This is a genomic window from Saccharothrix luteola (assembly GCF_020859565.1).
Classification (GTDB): domain Bacteria; phylum Actinomycetota; class Actinomycetes; order Mycobacteriales; family Pseudonocardiaceae; genus Actinosynnema; species Actinosynnema luteola.
This window is the reverse complement of record NZ_JAJHUO010000028.1, coordinates 14,448-29,944: the sequence shown is the minus strand read 5'-3', so window position 1 is coordinate 29,944 and position 15,497 is coordinate 14,448. Positions and strand designations below refer to the sequence as shown.

14 protein-coding genes and 1 pseudogene are annotated in these 15,497 nt (G+C 74.0%); 7 read left to right on the top strand and 8 right to left on the bottom strand.

Annotation, left to right across the window (positions count from 1 at the left end; all coding sequences use genetic code 11):
* Positions 1-133 precede the first annotated feature (133 nt).
* The 3 genes from LNK82_RS34030 to LNK82_RS34020 all read left to right on the top strand — a co-directional run bounded on the left by LNK82_RS34030 (position 134) and on the right by LNK82_RS34020 (position 4,519).
* Positions 134-709 carry a CGNR zinc finger domain-containing protein gene (locus tag LNK82_RS34030; protein ID WP_230571026.1) on the top strand — a complete coding sequence of 192 codons (576 nt, stop codon included), beginning with the start codon at positions 134-136 and terminating at the stop codon, positions 707-709.
* A complete protein-coding gene (locus LNK82_RS34025; RefSeq protein ID WP_230571025.1) occupies positions 709-3,417 on the top strand; it encodes an ATP-binding protein in 2,709 nt (902 codons plus the stop codon). Before LNK82_RS34030 ends, LNK82_RS34025 begins: the two co-directional genes overlap by 1 nt.
* Before the next feature lie 94 nt (positions 3,418-3,511).
* Entirely contained in the window at positions 3,512-4,519 is a 1,008-nt protein-coding gene (locus LNK82_RS34020; RefSeq protein WP_230571024.1) for an alpha/beta fold hydrolase, read from the top strand.
* A 50-nt stretch (positions 4,520-4,569) separates the two neighbouring features.
* Here the strand turns inward: LNK82_RS34020 and LNK82_RS34015 are convergent, their stop codons facing one another.
* On the bottom strand, positions 4,570-5,001 hold the full coding sequence (locus LNK82_RS34015; protein ID WP_230571023.1) for an organic hydroperoxide resistance protein: 432 nt from the start codon (positions 4,999-5,001) through the stop codon (positions 4,570-4,572).
* 183 nt (positions 5,002-5,184) lie between these two features.
* Between LNK82_RS34015 and LNK82_RS34010 the strand changes: the two genes are divergently transcribed.
* A complete protein-coding gene (locus LNK82_RS34010; protein ID WP_230571022.1) occupies positions 5,185-6,276 on the top strand; it encodes an aldo/keto reductase in 1,092 nt (363 codons plus the stop codon).
* On the opposite strand, the gene LNK82_RS34005 is transcribed toward LNK82_RS34010, so the two are convergent.
* Together LNK82_RS34005 and LNK82_RS34000 are read right to left on the bottom strand one after the other, a co-directional pair.
* Positions 6,267-6,854 carry a TetR/AcrR family transcriptional regulator gene (locus LNK82_RS34005; RefSeq protein ID WP_230571021.1) on the bottom strand — a complete coding sequence of 196 codons (588 nt, stop codon included), beginning with the start codon at positions 6,852-6,854 and terminating at the stop codon, positions 6,267-6,269. The two genes, LNK82_RS34010 and LNK82_RS34005, sit on opposite strands and share 10 nt — an antisense overlap.
* A gap of 47 nt (positions 6,855-6,901) precedes the next feature.
* A complete protein-coding gene (locus LNK82_RS34000) occupies positions 6,902-7,774 on the bottom strand; it encodes a LysR family transcriptional regulator (protein WP_230571020.1) in 873 nt (290 codons plus the stop codon).
* 70 nt (positions 7,775-7,844) lie between these two features.
* On the opposite strand from LNK82_RS34000, the gene LNK82_RS33995 reads away from it, so the two are divergent.
* Both LNK82_RS33995 and LNK82_RS33990 read left to right on the top strand, forming a co-directional pair.
* Positions 7,845-8,441 carry a short chain dehydrogenase gene (locus LNK82_RS33995; RefSeq protein WP_230571019.1) on the top strand — a complete coding sequence of 199 codons (597 nt, stop codon included), beginning with the start codon at positions 7,845-7,847 and terminating at the stop codon, positions 8,439-8,441.
* A 39-nt stretch (positions 8,442-8,480) separates the two neighbouring features.
* Positions 8,481-8,828, top strand: coding sequence for an ArsR/SmtB family transcription factor (locus LNK82_RS33990; RefSeq protein ID WP_230571018.1), 348 nt, complete (start codon positions 8,481-8,483; stop codon positions 8,826-8,828).
* Positions 8,829-8,966: 138 nt separating this feature from the next.
* Here LNK82_RS33990 and LNK82_RS33985 read toward each other — a convergent pair whose 3' ends face one another.
* Positions 8,967-9,860 carry a helix-turn-helix transcriptional regulator gene (locus LNK82_RS33985; RefSeq protein WP_230571017.1) on the bottom strand — a complete coding sequence of 298 codons (894 nt, stop codon included), beginning with the start codon at positions 9,858-9,860 and terminating at the stop codon, positions 8,967-8,969.
* 101 nt (positions 9,861-9,961) lie between these two features.
* Here LNK82_RS33985 and LNK82_RS33980 point away from each other — a divergent pair, with 101 nt between their 5' ends.
* Complete coding sequence (locus tag LNK82_RS33980) at positions 9,962-10,999, top strand: alcohol dehydrogenase catalytic domain-containing protein (protein ID WP_230571016.1); 1,038 nt, start codon at positions 9,962-9,964, stop codon at positions 10,997-10,999.
* Here the strand turns inward: LNK82_RS33980 and LNK82_RS33975 are convergent.
* The 4 genes and pseudogenes from LNK82_RS33975 to LNK82_RS33960 form a co-directional block, all read right to left on the bottom strand.
* Positions 10,996-11,696, bottom strand: a pseudogene (locus LNK82_RS33975) (SDR family NAD(P)-dependent oxidoreductase). The gene LNK82_RS33980 and the pseudogene LNK82_RS33975 sit on opposite strands and share 4 nt — an antisense overlap.
* Positions 11,696-13,048 carry a mannitol dehydrogenase family protein gene (locus LNK82_RS33970; RefSeq protein ID WP_230571015.1) on the bottom strand — a complete coding sequence of 451 codons (1,353 nt, stop codon included), beginning with the start codon at positions 13,046-13,048 and terminating at the stop codon, positions 11,696-11,698. Before LNK82_RS33970 ends, LNK82_RS33975 begins: the two are co-directional and overlap by 1 nt.
* Positions 13,045-14,403 carry an MFS transporter gene (locus LNK82_RS33965; protein WP_230571014.1) on the bottom strand — a complete coding sequence of 453 codons (1,359 nt, stop codon included), beginning with the start codon at positions 14,401-14,403 and terminating at the stop codon, positions 13,045-13,047. The genes LNK82_RS33970 and LNK82_RS33965 overlap by 4 nt, the downstream gene beginning before the upstream one ends.
* Positions 14,400-15,419: an Ldh family oxidoreductase gene (locus LNK82_RS33960; protein WP_230571013.1), complete on the bottom strand. Its 1,020-nt coding sequence runs from the start codon at positions 15,417-15,419 to the stop codon at positions 14,400-14,402. Before LNK82_RS33960 ends, LNK82_RS33965 begins: the two co-directional genes overlap by 4 nt.
* Positions 15,420-15,497 lie beyond the last annotated feature (78 nt).

Genomic DNA, 15,497 nt, shown 5'->3' with positions numbered 1-15,497 from the left:
GCGGTGAGGGAGTCGCCGAGCCCGTGAGCGGGCCCGTCCGAGTGACGACCGGGTCACTGTGCCACGGCTGTTCGCAACCTGTCAAACCGGTTATTGATTGGCGTGGGTATTCAACACCTGCCAGACTGGTTACGTGGAGCACGCCTTCCCCTGCGGGGACCTCGCGCTGGATTTCGCGGGCACGCTCCGCGCCCGGCGGAGCCCTGTGCCGTGCGAGGTGCTGGGCACGCCGCGCGCTCTGGACGCGTGGTTCGTCGAGTCCGGGGTGGCCGACACGGCGCCGGGTGCCGCCGTGGCCGACCTCGCCGCGGCCGTCGCCCTCCGCGAGTCGATCTACGTCCTCGTGCGGGGCCGGATCGTGGGGGAGCGCGACGAGCCCGCGTCGGTCGACCTGCTCAACCGGGTGGCGGCCCACCCGCCGGTGGTGCCCAGGCTCGGGCCGGCCGGGCGGGTGCTCACGGCGACGGTGGAGCAGGCGCTGTCCTCCGTGGCGCGGCACGCGATCGGGATCCTCGGCGGCCCGGCGGCCGACCTGCTGAAGGAGTGCGGCCGTCCGGAGTGCACGCAGGTCTACGTCGACTCCTCGCGCGGCTTCCGCCGGGAGTGGTGCGCGATGGCCACGTGCGGCAACAAGATGAAGGCGCTGGCGCACCGGGCGCGGCTGCGCGGCAACCCGCCGCTGCGCCCTTCACGGCTGGCGGCCGGGTGATGCCGCTGCTGGGGAGGGACGCCGAGCTGAAGGCCCTGGTCGAGCTGGTGGACGGTCCGGTGGGACGTGGTGGCGTCCTCTTGCGCGGTGAAGCGGGTGTCGGCAAGTCCGCGCTCGTGGCGGAAGCCGTCGCCGCGGCGTCGATCGCCGGGCTGCGGGTGCTCGGGACGACCGGGGCGGAGGCCGAGCGGAACCTCCCGTACGCCGGGCTGCACCAACTGCTGCACCCGGTGCGGGCGGGTGTGGCCGGGCTGCCCGGTCCGCAGCGGGACGCGCTGCGGACCGCCCTCGGGCTCGCCGACGGCCCGGCACCGGGTGCCTACCTCGTCGGCCTCGCCGCGTTGACCCTGCTGGCCGAGGAGTCCGCGAACCGGCCGCTGCTGGTCGTCGCCGAGGACGTGCACTGGCTCGACCGCGCGACGCTGGACGTGCTCGCCTTCGTGGCGCGCCGGATCGAGTCCGAACCGGTCGTGCTGCTCGCGACCTTGCGGGACGGTGAGCCCTCGCCGTTGCCGGACGCGGGGTTGTCGCTGATGACCGTCGGTCGGCTGTCGGACGAGGACGCGGCCGGTGTGCTGGACTCGGTCGCGCCCGGCCTCACGCCGGTGGCGCGGGAGCGGGTGCTGGCTCAGGCGGCCGGGAACCCGCTGGCGCTGGTCGAGCTGCCGACGGTGGCGGAGCCGCTCGGGCCGGACGGGGTGCTGCCGCTGACCGACCGGCTGGAACGCGCGTTCACCGCGCGGGTCGCTGCCCTGCCCGCGCCCACCCGCACCGCGCTGCTGGTGGCGGCGCTGAACCAGAGCGACCTCGTCCCCGAGACGCTGGAGGCCACGGGCCTGCTCTTGGGTTCGGCGGCCGGGCCGGAAGTGCTCGCGCCGGCGGTGGAGGCCCGGTTGATCGAGCTCGCCGGCCCGGTGTCGACCTTCCGGCATCCCCTGATCCGCTCGGCCGTGCCCGCGGCGGCGACGTTCGACGAACGCCGGCAGGCGCACCTGGCACTCGCCGGGACCCTCGTCGCCCAACCGGACCGCCGGGCCTGGCACCGGGCCGCCGCGACGTCCGGAACGGACGAGGACGTGGCGACCGAGCTGGAGCAGACCGCCGAACGCGCCCGGCGTCGGGGCGGGCTCGCCGCCGCCGTGGCCGCCCTGGAGCAGGCAGCCCGGCTGAGCGGGTCGCGGTCCCGGCGGGCGGCACGACTGCTGCGCGCCGCCGAACTGGCGGTCGAGGTCGGCCGACGCGACACGGCCGATCGGCTGGTGCGCGACGCACAGGCCCTGGACCTCACGCCGCACCAGCGCGCCACCGCCGCCTGGGTCCTCAGCGGCTTCGAGGACGGCGTCCGCGAAGACGTCTCCCGCGTGGCGGAACTGGGCGGGCTGGCCGCGTCGGTCGCCGCCGACGGGCAGACCGACGCCGCCGCCCGGATCCTGTGGGGCGCCGCCATGCGGTGCTTCTGGGTCGAACCGGGCCCGGACGCGCGCCGTTCGCTGCTGGACGTCGCGGAGAGGCTGCCGGTCGGCGCGCACGAACCCGCCATGGTCGCCATCACCGCGTACGTCGCGCCCTTCGAACGGGGCGATGCCGTGCTGGCCGAGCTGCGCGCCCTGGTCGGCGCCACCGGCACGGACCCGGAGGTCGACCGGTACCTGGGCAGCGCGGCCCTGCAGGTCGGCGCGTTCGACCTGGCGGCACGCTCCTCCTCGGCGGCGGCGCCGGGGCTGCGTGCCCAGGGCCGCCTCGGGCTGCTGGCCAGGGCGCTGGCCGTGGAGGCGTGGTGCCGGACCCGGCTCGGCGACCTGACCGCGGCCGCGCCGGTCGCGGCCGAGGCGGCGAGCCTGGCCCGGGAAACCCGGCAGCCGTTCATGCACGGGCTCGCCACGGCCGTCCAGGCGGAGATCGCCGCGCTGCGCGGTGACCACGGGCGGGCCGCGGCGCTGGCCGCGGAGGCGGAACGGGTCGGGCTCGCGGCGGGCGCACGCCCGGTGCTGGCCACCGCGCGGCTCGCGACCGGGATCTCGGCGTCGGGCGAGGGCCGCTTCGAGGACGCGTTCGCGGACCTGAGCCGGCTGCACGACCCCGCCGACCCGGCCTACCACGTGGCCCTGCGCGCCTACTGCCTCCCCGAGTTGACCGAGGCCGCCGTGCGGGCCGGCCGGACCGACGCCGTGCGGGACATCGTGCGCGACCTGGAGCTGCCGGCCGCGTCGACACCGTCGCCGGCGCTGCACATCGGGCTGCGCTACGCGCGTGCCGTGCTGGCGCCCAACGACGAGGCGGAGCCGCAGTTCACGACCGCGTTGAACGCCGACCTGACCGGGTGGCCCGCCGAACGGGGCCGCCTGCACCTGGCGTTCGGCGAGTGGCTGCGCCGGCAACGGCGGGTGGTGGAGTCCCGGACGCACCTGCGCGCCGCCAGGGACACCTTCGACGCGCTCGGCATGACGGCGTGGGGCGAACGCGCCCGGCGTGAGCTGCGCGGCGCGGGGGAGTCGAGCCCGAACCGGGACCAGGACGCACGGGAGAAGCTGACACCGCACGAGTTGGGCATCGCGCGGCTGGCCGCCGAGGGCCTGACCAACCGGGAGATCGGGCAGCGGCTGTTCCTGTCGCACCGGACGGTCGGCACCCACCTGCACCGGATCTTCCCGAAGCTGGGCGTGACCTCCCGCGCTGACCTGGGCAAGGCGCTCGACGCGCTGCGGTGACGTACACCGGCAGCGTCACCCGACGGTCGCGGCCGCCCGCACGGCGCACCTAGCGTCGCCGTCGTCCACGGTGAGACGGCACAGGGAGCCGGAGATGATCAGCAGGAGAACGTTCGGCCGGGCGGTCGCGGCGGGCGCGGTGGCGACGTCGTTGCCCGCCGCCACCACGTCGACCGCCGCCGCGCTGAGCGGGCGGACCGGCGGCAACACCTCGCTCGGCCGGATAAAACACGTACGGGCCGGAGTGCTCGACATCGCCTACGCCGAGTTCGGCCCCCGCAGCGGCCAGGCCGTGGTGCTGCTGCACGGCTGGCCGTACGACGCGCACAGCTACGTCGACGTCGCGCCGCTGCTGGCCGCCGAGGGCTACCACGTGCTCGTGCCGTTCCTCCGCGGCTACGGCGCGACCACGTTCCTGTCGCCGCACACGGTCCGCAACGGCCAGCAGTCCGCGGTGGCGCTCGACGTCATCGCCTTCATGGACGCGCTGCGGATCGACCAGGCGGTGCTCGGCGGGTTCGACTGGGGCGCGCGGACGGTCGGCGTGGTCGCCGCGCTGTGGCCGCGGCGCTGCAAGGCGATCGTCGCGGTGAGCGGGTACCTGGTCACGAACCTGAAGAAGAACCTGGAGCCACTGCCGCCCGCGGCGGAGCAGAACTGGTGGTACCAGTACTACTTCGCCACCGAGCGCGGCGTCCTCGGCTACCGCCGGGACCGGTACGGGTTCAACAAGCTGATCTGGCGGGACGCGTCGCCGCGGTGGGACTTCGACGACGCGACGTACGACCGCAGCGCGGCGGCGTTCGACAACCCCGACCACGTCGACATCGTGATCCACAACTACCGCTGGCGGCTGAGCCTGGCGCTCGGTGAGGCCCGGTACGACCGCTACGAGCGGGAACTCGCCGCCGCACCGGCCATCGCCGTGCCCGCGATCACGATCGGCAGCGACTTCGACGGCGCGGCGGCCGACGGCGCGTCCTACCGCGACAAGTTCACCGGCCGGTACGACCACCGGATCTTCGAGGGCATCGGCCACAACGTCCCGCAGGAGGCGCCGCAGCCGTTCGCCAGGGCGGTCATCGACGCGGACCGCCTCTGAAACGCCGACGCACGCGCCCGACCCCGGCCGGGCGCGTGCGTCCACTGTGGTCAGACGGCGGTGGCGTGGAGGGCGACCTCGATGTTGCCGCGGGTCGCCTTCGAGTACGGGCACACCTGGTGCGCGCCGTCGACGAGCTGCTCGGCGGTCGCCTGGTCGATGCCCGACGCCGTCAGGCGGAGCACCGCGCTGAGCTTGAACTCGCTCGCGACGGTGTCGTGGTGCAGCGTGATCTCCGCGACCACGGCGAGGTCCGTCGGGCGGACCTTCTTCTCGGCCGCCACCCGGCGCACCGCGCCGACGAAGCAGGACGCCCAGCCTGCGGCGAACAGCTGCTCCGGGTTCGTCGCGCCGCCCGCGCCGCCGAGCTCCTTCGGCACGGCGAGGGCGACGTCGAGCGCGCCGTCGTCGGAGGACGCACGGCCACCGTTGCGCCCTTCCGCGGTGGACGTGGCGACTGCGGTGTACGTGACTTCGGACATCGGTTTCCTCTGCGTTCTCGGGAGATTCGTGCGTCGGGACCGCGGTGCTCGGACTTCACCGCAGTGCCCGGACCGACACTAGGAACGCGGTGCGGTCCCCGGCGACCGTCGGACGACGTCATGCGTGTACGTCATCGTTTTCTGTACTTGCGGGTACATTTTCGGCTCTGCATCGTGGGTCGCATGGCATTGGACGACTACTTCTTGTTGGGCCGCTCCGGACTGCGCGTCAGCCGGCTGGCGCTGGGCACGATGAACTTCGGCACCGGCGGTTTCCACGCCGCGTACGGCAAGACCGAGGACGAGGCCAGGCCGATCTTCCGGCGCTACCTGGAGGCGGGCGGCAACTTCGTCGACACCGCGGACTTCTACACCGCGGGCGAGAGCGAGACGATCGTCGGCCGCCTCGTCGCCGAAGCGGGCGTGCGCGACCGGGTGGTGCTCACCACCAAGTTCACCAACAGCGTCGACCCCGGCGACCCGAACGCGGGCGGCAACGGCCGCAAGCACATGATCCGGGCGGTCGAGGCGTCGTTGCGGCGCCTGGGCACCGACTACATCGACCTCTTCCTCCTGCACACGTGGGACCGGGTGACACCGGTCGACGAGGTGCTGCGCACGTTCGACGACCTGGCGCGGGCGGGCAAGATCCGCCACGCGGGGCTGTCCGACGTGCCCGCCTGGTACGCCGCACGGGCGCAGACCCTCGCCGAGGCGCACTCGCACACCCCGATGATCAGCCTCCAGCTGCCGTACTCCCTCGTCGACCGGACCATCGAGGCGGAACACGTCCCGGTGGGGCAGGAGCTGGGTCTCGGCGTCACGGCGTGGAGCCCGCTCGGCGGCGGTTTCCTCACCGGCAAGTACCGCCACTCCGACGCCGGCCTGACCGGCGAGGGCAGGCTCGCCGGCGGCGGGTCGTCGTGGACCGACCGGCAGTGGGAGCTGCTCACCGTGGTGGAGGCCGTGGCCGCCGAGCTGGGGGTGACGATGGCCCAGGTCGCGCTGAACTGGGCCGTGACCCGGCCCGGGATCGGCGCGGCCATCGTCGGCGCGAGCAGCGCGGAGCAACTCGGCGCGTCGGTGGCGGCGCTGGACTTCGAGCTGCCCGCGGAGCTGCGCGACCGGCTCGACCAGGCCAGTGCCGAACCGCCGGCGTCGGTCTACCGGATGTTCACACCGGACTACCAGGAGTGGCTGGTCAGCCCCGGCGTGCGGCTCGGTGACAAGCCGGCCGGCTACCGCCCCGTCGTGCGCAACTGGGTTCAGCGGTAGTCGCGCAGGTGGTCCAGGCAGAGGTCCAGGGCGGATTCCAGGTGGTCGGCGGAGCCCGTCGACAGCAGGATCGTCACCCCGCCCTGGATCGCCGCGATCACGGCGCCTGCCGTGCGGTCCGGGTCGACGCGACGGCTGATCCGGCCGCTGTCCTGCATCTGCTCGATGCCGACCCGGACCTGGTGCTGCCACCGGGCGAGCAACTGCCGGGTGACTGCCTGCGCCGCCGGGGTGTACCTGCCGACCTCGGTGATCAGCACGCCGAGCGGGCAGTGCACGCCCTGCCTGCGGTAGCGGTCGACCACCACGTCGCGCCACCGCCGCCACGCCGCCCACGACGTGAGCTGCCCGAGGTGCGGCTGCTGGTCCTCGATCACCCGGTCGGCCTCCCACTGGGCCACGGCCAGCAGCAGCTGTTCCTTGCCGTCGGGGAAGTAGTGGAACAGCTGGCTCTTGCCGGTGCCGCTGCGCCGCCCGACGTCGTCCAGGGTGACCGCGTTGATGCCGCGCTCGCGGATCTCCGCGGCCATCGCCTCGACGATCCGCTGCCGGGTCGCGGCGCCCTTCTTCGTGAGCACTGGCCCTCCCAGGACTGTACTGGCTGGTCCAGTATGGCCGGTGCGCGTCAGCTCTCGGGCCGGGACGCGTCCCGCAGCAGCACGCGCGCGTGCTCGCGGAAGGCGTCGGTGGCGGGGTGGGTCGCGCTCCGGGGCCAGACCACCCGCACCGCCACGGGGTCGGCGTCGGTGATCGGCACGTAGCGGACGCCGGGGTGCGGGTGGGTGTGCGCGGTCGCGTCGGTGGTGACCCCGACGGCGTCGCCGGTGGTGATCGCGGTGAGCCACTCGTCGGCGTTGGCGACGTCGAGCGCGGCGGGGCGGTCCTCGGCCGGCCACAGGTCGGTGCTGGTGCTGGTGGCGGTGGCGCAGATCGCGACGGGCCGGTCGGCGAGGTCGCCCAGCCGGACCGCGGGGGCTTGCGCGAACGGGTGATCTTCGGACACGGCGGCCACGCGTGGTTCGAGGTAGAGGTCGGCGGACGCGAGGTCACGATCGGGCGTCGCCGGCGAGCGCACGAACGCCACGTCGAGCTCGCCGCGCCGCAACGCGCCCTCGGGGTCGTCCGGCCGGAACACCCGCAGTTCCGCGTCGGGCCGCGCGTCGCGCCAACCGCGCAGCAACGGCACCGTGTGCCTGCCGAGCGCGGCCCACGCGAACCCGACGCGCAGCGCCCTCGGCCCGGCCTTCACCTCGGCCAGCGCGTCATCCACCTGGGTGAGGATGCGGTTGGCGTGCGCCAGCAGTCGCGCACCGGCCTCGGTCAGCGCCAGGCTGCGGGTCGTGCGCTCGACCAGCCGGGTGCCGAGCCTGCTCTCCAACTGCTCCAACGTGCGGGACAGCGCGGGCTGGCTGACGTGCAGCACGGCCGCGGCGCCGGTGATCGTGCGCTCGTTGCCGATGGCCGCGAACGCCCGCAGGTGCCGCAACTCCACGTTCATGACCGTGGAGCATAAGTGCTGCGCGATCGGCATTTCACGGACTGCGCGGCTCGGCTCTAGCGTGATCGCCATGAAGATTGTCCTCATCGGTGCCGGCGGCACGCTCGGCACGGCCGTCCACACGACACTCACCGAACGCGGCCACGAGGTCGTCACCGTCGGGCGCTCCGGCGGTGACCTGCGCCACGACGTCACCGATCCGGCGCAGGTCGCCGAGCTGTACGAACGGGTCGGCCGGGTCGATGCGGTCGTGAGCGCGGCGGGCGACGTGCCGTGGAAGCCGGTCACCGAGATGACCGCGCAGGACTACCTGGACGCGTTCCGGGGGAAGGTGCTGAGCCAGGTCGAGCTCGTCCGGCAGGGCGTCGGCCGGATCGCGGAACGGGGTTCGTTCACGCTCATCACGGGCGTGCTGGCGCGCGAGCCCGTGCCGACCGGCAGCGCGGCGTCCATGGCGAACGGCGCGGTGGAGGCGTTCGTGCGGGCGGCGGCGATCGAGATCGCGCCGCAGCGCGTCAACGCCGTCAGCCCGACCGTGTTCACCGAGAGCCTCGACGACTACGGCGACTTCTTCCCCGGCATGGAGCCGGTCGACCTGGCCAAGGTCGCCCGGGCCTACGTGCGGTCGGTCGAGGGCGCGCAGACGGGTCAGGTCTACGAGCTGTAGGCGCGTCCGGGGGAACCCGCGTGCGATCATAGGCGCGGGATGAACGACCGCAATGCCGCCGACGAGGTCGACAGCGTGCTCACCGCGCTGGTCGATCCGACGCGCCGTCAGCTGCTCGACCTGCTCGCGGCGCAGGGGGAGACCACGGCGACGAAGCTGGCCGAACAGCTCCCCGTGTCACGGCAGGCGGTGGTGAAGCACCTCGCCGTCCTGGACGCCGCCGGCCTCGTCTCGGGCGGCCGGGTCGGGCGTGAGGTGCGCTATTCGGTGCGGCCCGCGGCGCTCGACGCGACGGCGCGGTGGATGGCCTCGCTCGCCGCCGAGTGGGACCGGCGGCTGGCGGCCATCAAGCGCATCGCCGAGGCGGCGGAACGGGACGCGCCTTAGGGCTCGAAGCGGTGCGGCGGCGCGTGGGGCGATCGAGGTCGGCGCGTGTGGCTGTGCGGTGGGCTCGGCTGGTGTGGTCGGGTGCCACCGCGCAGCCCGGGTGGCGGGGACCTGGTCGCGGCGTGCAGCCGGGCGCGGTCAGGGCTGGTCCGTCGGCGTTGTCGGCGTTTCCGCCTGTTCCTGCGTGGCGGCCCAGCCGGCCAGCACCTTGAGCGCGTCGGCGGTGGGCGTGCCCGAGGCGGCGGTGTAGACGTTGAGGACCAGGCCCGGCTCGGCCGGCAGCTCCATCGACTCGAAGTCCAGGTCGAGGCGGCCGACGACCGGGTGCCGCAGCCGCTTCCGACCGTGCCGGTGGAACTTCACGTCGTGCGAGGTCCAGCGCCGGCGGAAGAACTCGCTGCGCGCCGACAGCTCGCCGACCAGCTCGAACAACGCCCGGTCGTGCGGGTTGCGCCCGGCCTGGAAGCGGAGCATCGCGGCGGCGTCGTTGGCGACCCGGTCCCAGTCGACGAAGAACTCCTGGGCGATCGGGTCCAGGTAGACGAACCTGGTGGTGTTGGCCGGTTGGCGGGTATCGGCCAGCACGGGGGCGTAGAGGGCGCGGATGAGGCGGTTCGTGGCCACCATGTCGTGCCTGCTGTTGCTCACCCACGCCGGCGCCTCGGTCATGGCGTCGAGCACTTGCCGGACGGGCGGCCGCACGTCGGCCGGTGGCGTCCGGCGGGGACGGCGGGCGCCGGTGTCGGCGGCGCGGGCCAGGGTGAACAGGTGCTCGCGCTCGGCCTCGTCCAGCCGCAGCGCGCGGGCCAGCGCGTCGAGCACGCCCTCGGAGGCGCCGGCGAGGTTGCCCCGTTCCATCCGGACGTAGTAGTCGATGGAGACGCCGGCGAGCAGCGCGACTTCCTCGCGGCGCAGTCCCTTGACCCGGCGGTTGCCGCCGTACACCGGCAAACCGGCCTGGTCGGGGGTGATGCGCGCACGCCGCGAGCCGAGGAACTCGCGGACCTCGGCGCGGTGGTCGAGCCGGCCCATCTCTCCAGGGTAGAGGGGGCGTCGCGGCCGAAGGAGTCACTGCCATTACCTGGAACGAGGAACACTCCCGGGCTCGTCGCCGGGGTCGTTGACTTCGTCCCATGAAAGCCACTTACATGTTCGGCGCCGGTGACGTGAGGGTCGTGGACGTGCCCGACCCGGTCATCCACCGCCCGACGGACGCCCTGGTCCGCGTGGTCCGGGCCTGCGTGTGCGGCACCGACCTGCACCCGTTCCACGCCATGCGCACCGTGCCCGAGGGCATCCCGATGGGTCACGAGTTCGTCGGCGTGGTCGAGGAGGTCGGCGGCGAGGTGTCCGCGGTGACGCCCGGCGACCTCGTGATCGCGCCGTTCGCCTGGTCGGACGGCACGTGCGAGTTCTGCCGCGAAGGGCTGTACACGTCGTGCAGGTACGGCGGGTTCTGGGCGGCGGGCGGCATCGGCGGAGGCCAGGCCGAGGCGGTCCGGGTGCCCTTCGCCGACGCCACGCTGGTCAAGGCGCCGGTCGGGGAGGACTCGGACCTGCTGGCCTCGCTGCTCACCCTGTCCGACGTCTACGGCACCGGCTACCACGCCGCGATCAGGGGCGGCGTGACGGACGGCAGCACGGTCACGGTCATCGGCGACGGCGCGGTCGGCCTGCTCGCCGTGCTGTCGGCCAGGCAACTCGGGGCCGAGCGCATCATCCTGATGGGCCACCACCGGGTCCGCACCGACCTGGGTCGTGAGTTCGGCGCGACCGACGTCGTCGCCGAGCGCGGCCCGGAGGGCGTCGAGCGGGTGCGCGAGCTCACCGGCGGCCACGGCAGCCGGGTCGTGATCGAGGCGGTCGGCCACCTCCCCGCCTACGAGCAGGCGGTGGGCGTCGTGCGTCCGGGCGGTGTGATCAGCCGGGTGGGCCTGCCGCAGTACGAGCAGGCGCCGATCGGGCCCGGCAGCCTCTTCCGCCCGAACATCACCCTCACCGGCGGGCCCGCACCCGTGCGCGCCTACATCGAGACCCTGCTGCCGGGGGTTCTCGACGGGACGGTCGAGCCGGGCAGGGTGTTCGACCGGGAGGTGGGCCTGGAGGACACCCCGAAGGGGTACCGGGAGATGGCCGAGCGGACCGCGCTCAAGGTCCTGATCACGTCCTAGTACACGACGTGCTTGCCGCCGTCGACGATGATCGCCTCGCCGGTGACGAGGTCCATCGCCGGCAGCCCCAGCACGGCCTGCGCCACGTGGGCGGGGTCGGCGGTGCGGCTCAGCGGCACGGTTCGCCGTTCGGCTTCCGCCCGTTCGGCGAACCCCGCCTCGCCGTGCAGCGACGCCTGCCACCGGGTGGCCACGGTGCCCGGCGCGACGGAGTTGACCCGCACGTCCGGCGCGAGGGCCACGGCGAGGTTGCGGGTCAGATGGACCCGACGTTGACCACCGCCCCGCGGGCCGCGCGCAGGTCCTCGGCGAACGCACGCGTGACGCGCAGCGGCCCGACCACGTTGACGTCGAGCACGTGGTGGAACACCTCGTCGGTGAGGGCGTCGAGGTCCGCGTGCGGCACGGCCTTCGTCGTGCCCGCGTTGTTGACCAGCACGTCGACCCGGCCGAACCGGGCGCGCACGCGTTCGGCGGTCGAGCGCACCCGGCCGTCGTCGGCCACGTCGACGCGTTCGGCCACGGCCTCGCACCCGGCGGCGGTCAGCTCGGCCACGGCGGACTCGGCGTCGGCGGCGGACCGCGAGTAGGTCACCACGACCGCCCGGCAGCCCGAACGGGCCAGTGCCAGCGCGGTCGCGCGGCCGATCCCGGTGCCGCCGCCGGTCACCACGGCGACGGTGTCGTGCAGGTTCATCAGCTCCTCCCGATCCCGCGCAGGGTGGCTACCACCCCGTCCTGGTCGATCCGGCGCACCGCGTCGGCCAGCAGCGCGCGGAACACGCGCGACTCGCGCAACGGCGGCGGCAAGGTCAGCAGGGGGAAGTCCTGCTGGTGCAGGAAACCGGCGACGGCCAGGCAGATCAGGCGCGGCTCGATGCCCAGGACCAGCAGGTCGACCGCCGGGTCGAGCAGGCGTTGGGGCAGCTTGCGCAGCGCGTCGCCGGCGATCTGGTCCAGCCGGTGGGTGATCCGCGGGTTGGCCAGCCGGGTCAGCAGCGCCTCGACCTCCCGCTCGTCCGGGCACCGGCCGAACCGGCGCAGCGACGGTCCGGTCTCGGCGCGCAGCAGGCGTTCGGCGAAGTGCGCGAACTCGGGGCGGCCCAAGGCGTCGGCGGTGCTCGTGCAGCCGGCCAGGAGTCCGAGGTGGGCGAGCGCCGAGTGCGTGCCGTTGACCAGCCGCAGCTTCGCGGCCTGGTGCGGCGCGATGTCGGCCACCAGTTCCGCGCCGACCTGGTCCCAGGCCGGACGCCCGGCGGCGAAGTCGTCCTCCACGACCCACCGGCGGTGTGGTTCCCCGACCACCGCGGCGCGGTCCTCCAAGCCGAGGACCTCGGCCACGCGGGCGATGTCGGCGTCCGTGGTGGCGGGCACGATCTGGTCCACCACGCTGGCCGGGAACCGCACGTGCTCGTCGACCCACTCGGCGAGGTCGCCCTCCCCGCGCCGGGCGCAGAACTCGCGCACCAGGCCCGCGGCCAGGCGGCCGTTGTCGGGCAGGTTGTCGCACGACAGGACGGTGAGCCCGCGGTGCCCCCGATCCCGGCGCCGCCGCAGGCCGGCGACCAGCTGCCCGACGGGGGTGCGCGGCGGTCCGCCCGCGAGATCGGCCGCCACGTCCGGGTCGTCGGCGCGCAGCCGCCCGGTGACCGGGTCGTGCCGGTAGCCGGCCTCGGTGACGGTCAACGTGACCACGCGGGTGTCCGGTTCGGACAGCACGTCCGCCAGCCGATCCGGCTGCTCCGCGGCCAGCAGCGCCTCGCGCACGCTCCCGACCACGCGCAGCCGGTCGTCCACCGCGCCGCGCTCGGTGACGGTGAACAGGTGGTCCTGCTCGACCAGCGCGTCGACCAGCCGCCCGTTGCGCTGGGCCACGGCGCAGATTCCCCACGCCCCCGGCTCGACCCGCATGGCCTCCTGCGTCAGCACCGCCTGGTGGGCCCGGTGGAACGCGCCGAGTCCGATGTGGACGATCCCGACCGGCGCGCTCGGCAGGTCGGCCGCCAACCACCCGGGCAGCCGGGCCGTCGACAGGCGGAGACGGGTCACCGCGGCGCCACCCCCGCGGTGTCGACGGCCGCGATGTCGACGTCCTTGCCCTCCGCCGACAGCAGGAACGCCACGAGCGACACGACGGCGGTGCCGATCATCCACAGCGCGACCGGCCAGCCCTGCCCGTCCGCCCGCGCGACCAGGGCGGCGGCCACCAGCGGCGAGAACCCGGCCAGCGCCGCGCCGATCTCGCGGGACGCGGCGAACCCGGTGTAGCGGACGCGCGCGCCGAACAGCTCGGCGTAGAACGCGGGCTGAACCGCGATCATCGGGGCCAGGCCGAACGCCGTCGCCACCACCAGCGCCACCCAGATCAGCACCGGTTCGCGGGTGTCGAGCAGCAGGAAGAACGGGAACGCGAACGCCGCCGTGAACACCACGCCGAACAGGTTGAGCGGTCGCCGCCCGATGCGGTCGGACAGCGCGCCGTACACGGGTTGCAGCACGATCACGACCACGCCGAACGCCACCACGCCGGTCAACCCCACCCAGCGCGGCAGCGCCAGCGACTTGGTGATGTAGGCGAGGCTGTAGGTGGCGTAGATGTAGACGATCGCCGTGTCGCAGATGTGCGCGCCGATGCCGATCAGGAAGTTGCGCGGGTAGCGGCGCAGCGCGTCGAACACGGGCAGCTGCACCGTGGTCCGCTGCCGGGCCATGCGCTGGAACACCGGCGACTCGTCGACCCTCAGCCGCACGTACAGCGCGACCGCGATCAGCGCGAAGCTGAACCAGAACGGGATGCGCCACGCCCAGTCCAGCACGGTCTGCCGGGGCAGCGTCTCGACCAGCAGGAACACCAGCGTGCCCGACAGCAGGCCGAGCTGGACCCCGGTCTGCGCGAACGAGGTGAAGAAACCACGCCTGCGCGCCGGGGCGTGCTCGGCCAGCAGCGTGGACGCGCCGCCGAACTCCGCGCCCGCGCCGAGGCCCTGGCACATCCGCAGCACGGTCAGCAGGATCGGCGCGGCGATGCCGATGGAGTCGTAGGTCGGCAGCAGGCCGATCAACCCGGTCGACACGCCCATGACCAGCGTCGTGATCACCAGCGTCGACCGGCGGCCGATGCGGTCGCCGAGGTGGCCGAACACGAAGCCGCCCAGCGGCCGGACCGCGAAGCCGACGCCGAAGGTCGCGAACCCCACGATCACCCCCGTCGCGGGGTCCTCGGTGACGAAGAACAGCTCGTTGAACACCAGCGTCACGGCGAAGCCGTAGATGAAGAAGTCGTACCACTCCAACGCGGTGCCGACCACGGACGCGCCGACGACGCGGCGCAGCTGCCCGCCGCCGGGAGGGTCGTCGCGCACCGCGTCGTGCTCGGCCGCGGTGCGGTCGGCGGCTCCGGTCATGTCGTGCCCTCCTTCGCCGTGAGCAGGCCGTGCAGCTCGCGCCAGGTCTCCCCGGTCATCGGGATGCCGTCGCGCAACCGGGCGCGACGGGTGCGCGCCTCCGGTTCACCCGGCACGAGCACCTCGCGGCTGCCGTGGGCGGGTGGGGTGCCGGTCAGCTCGCGGCAGAACAGCTCCGCCTGCTCGCGGAACCGCTCCACCGGGGTGAGCGAGCCGATGTCGACGGCCACCAGCACGGTGCCGAACCCGCCGCGGTAGCCGGGGAGGCTGCCGATGCCCATGCCGGTGAGCAGGCCGCCGACCACCTCGATCAGCACGCTCAGGCCGTAGCCCTTGTGCCCGCCGAACGGCAGCAGCGCGCCGCCGGCGTAGAAGTCGCCGGGATCGGTGGTGGGTCGGCCGTCCGGGTCGAGCACCAGGCCCTCGGGCACGCGCTCACCGCGGTCGCGGGCCACCGCCAGCTTGCCCTCGGCCACGCCGGACGTGGCCCAGTCGACCACGATCGGCGGCCGGTCCGCCGCCCGCGGCGCGGCCCAGGCGAGCGGGTTGGTGCCCAGCCGCCGTTCCCGGCCGCCGTGGGGCGCGACGGTGGCGTCCGCGTTGCCGAACGCGAGCGCGACCAGGTCGTGCTCGGCCAGGAAGCCGACGTACTCGCCCAGCCTGCCGACGTGGTTGCAGTCCTGGATCACCGCGACGCCGCTGCCGTGCGTGCGGGTCAGGGCGCGCAGCTCGCGGGCGGCGACACCGGCCGCGATCCGGCCGAGCGCGCGGTTGCCGCGGACCACGACCGTGCCGGGACGCGGGTGGTCGACGCCGGGGCGGGCGCGCGGGTCGATCCGGCCGTCGCGGATGCGGGCCACGTAGTCGACCAGCCTGCGCACGCCGTGCGAGTCGTGGCCGGTCAGGTTCGACTCCACCAGCGAGCCCGCGACCGCCTTGGCGTCGACGAGGTTCGTGCCGGCGTCGAGCAGGATCCGGACCGCGAGCTTGGTGAGTTCGCTCGACGTGACCTTCATGCGTTCCGCCTGACGGAATGGGGTTCCATCGACATGGCTCCACCATGACACGGCTTGACCGCGTTGTGAAGCCGGTCA

Bases quoted from the DNA above. Each gene is read 5' to 3' on its own strand.
- LNK82_RS34025 (WP_230571025.1), top strand. From the start codon at position 709: ATGCCGCTGCTGGGGAGGGACGCCGAGCTGAAGGCCCTGGTCGAGCTG.
- LNK82_RS34020 (WP_230571024.1), top strand. From the start codon at position 3,512: ATGATCAGCAGGAGAACGTTCGGCCGGGCGGTCGCGGCGGGCGCGGTG.
- LNK82_RS34015 (WP_230571023.1), bottom strand. From the start codon at position 5,001: ATGTCCGAAGTCACGTACACCGCAGTCGCCACGTCCACCGCGGAAGGG.
- LNK82_RS34010 (WP_230571022.1), top strand. From the start codon at position 5,185: ATGGCATTGGACGACTACTTCTTGTTGGGCCGCTCCGGACTGCGCGTC.
- LNK82_RS34000 (WP_230571020.1), bottom strand. From the start codon at position 7,774: ATGAACGTGGAGTTGCGGCACCTGCGGGCGTTCGCGGCCATCGGCAAC.
- LNK82_RS33995 (WP_230571019.1), top strand. From the start codon at position 7,845: ATGAAGATTGTCCTCATCGGTGCCGGCGGCACGCTCGGCACGGCCGTC.
- LNK82_RS33990 (WP_230571018.1), top strand. From the start codon at position 8,481: ATGAACGACCGCAATGCCGCCGACGAGGTCGACAGCGTGCTCACCGCG.
- LNK82_RS33985 (WP_230571017.1), bottom strand. From the start codon at position 9,860: ATGGGCCGGCTCGACCACCGCGCCGAGGTCCGCGAGTTCCTCGGCTCG.
- LNK82_RS33980 (WP_230571016.1), top strand. From the start codon at position 9,962: ATGAAAGCCACTTACATGTTCGGCGCCGGTGACGTGAGGGTCGTGGAC.
- LNK82_RS33965 (WP_230571014.1), bottom strand. From the start codon at position 14,403: ATGACCGGAGCCGCCGACCGCACCGCGGCCGAGCACGACGCGGTGCGC.
- LNK82_RS33960 (WP_230571013.1), bottom strand. From the start codon at position 15,419: ATGAAGGTCACGTCGAGCGAACTCACCAAGCTCGCGGTCCGGATCCTG.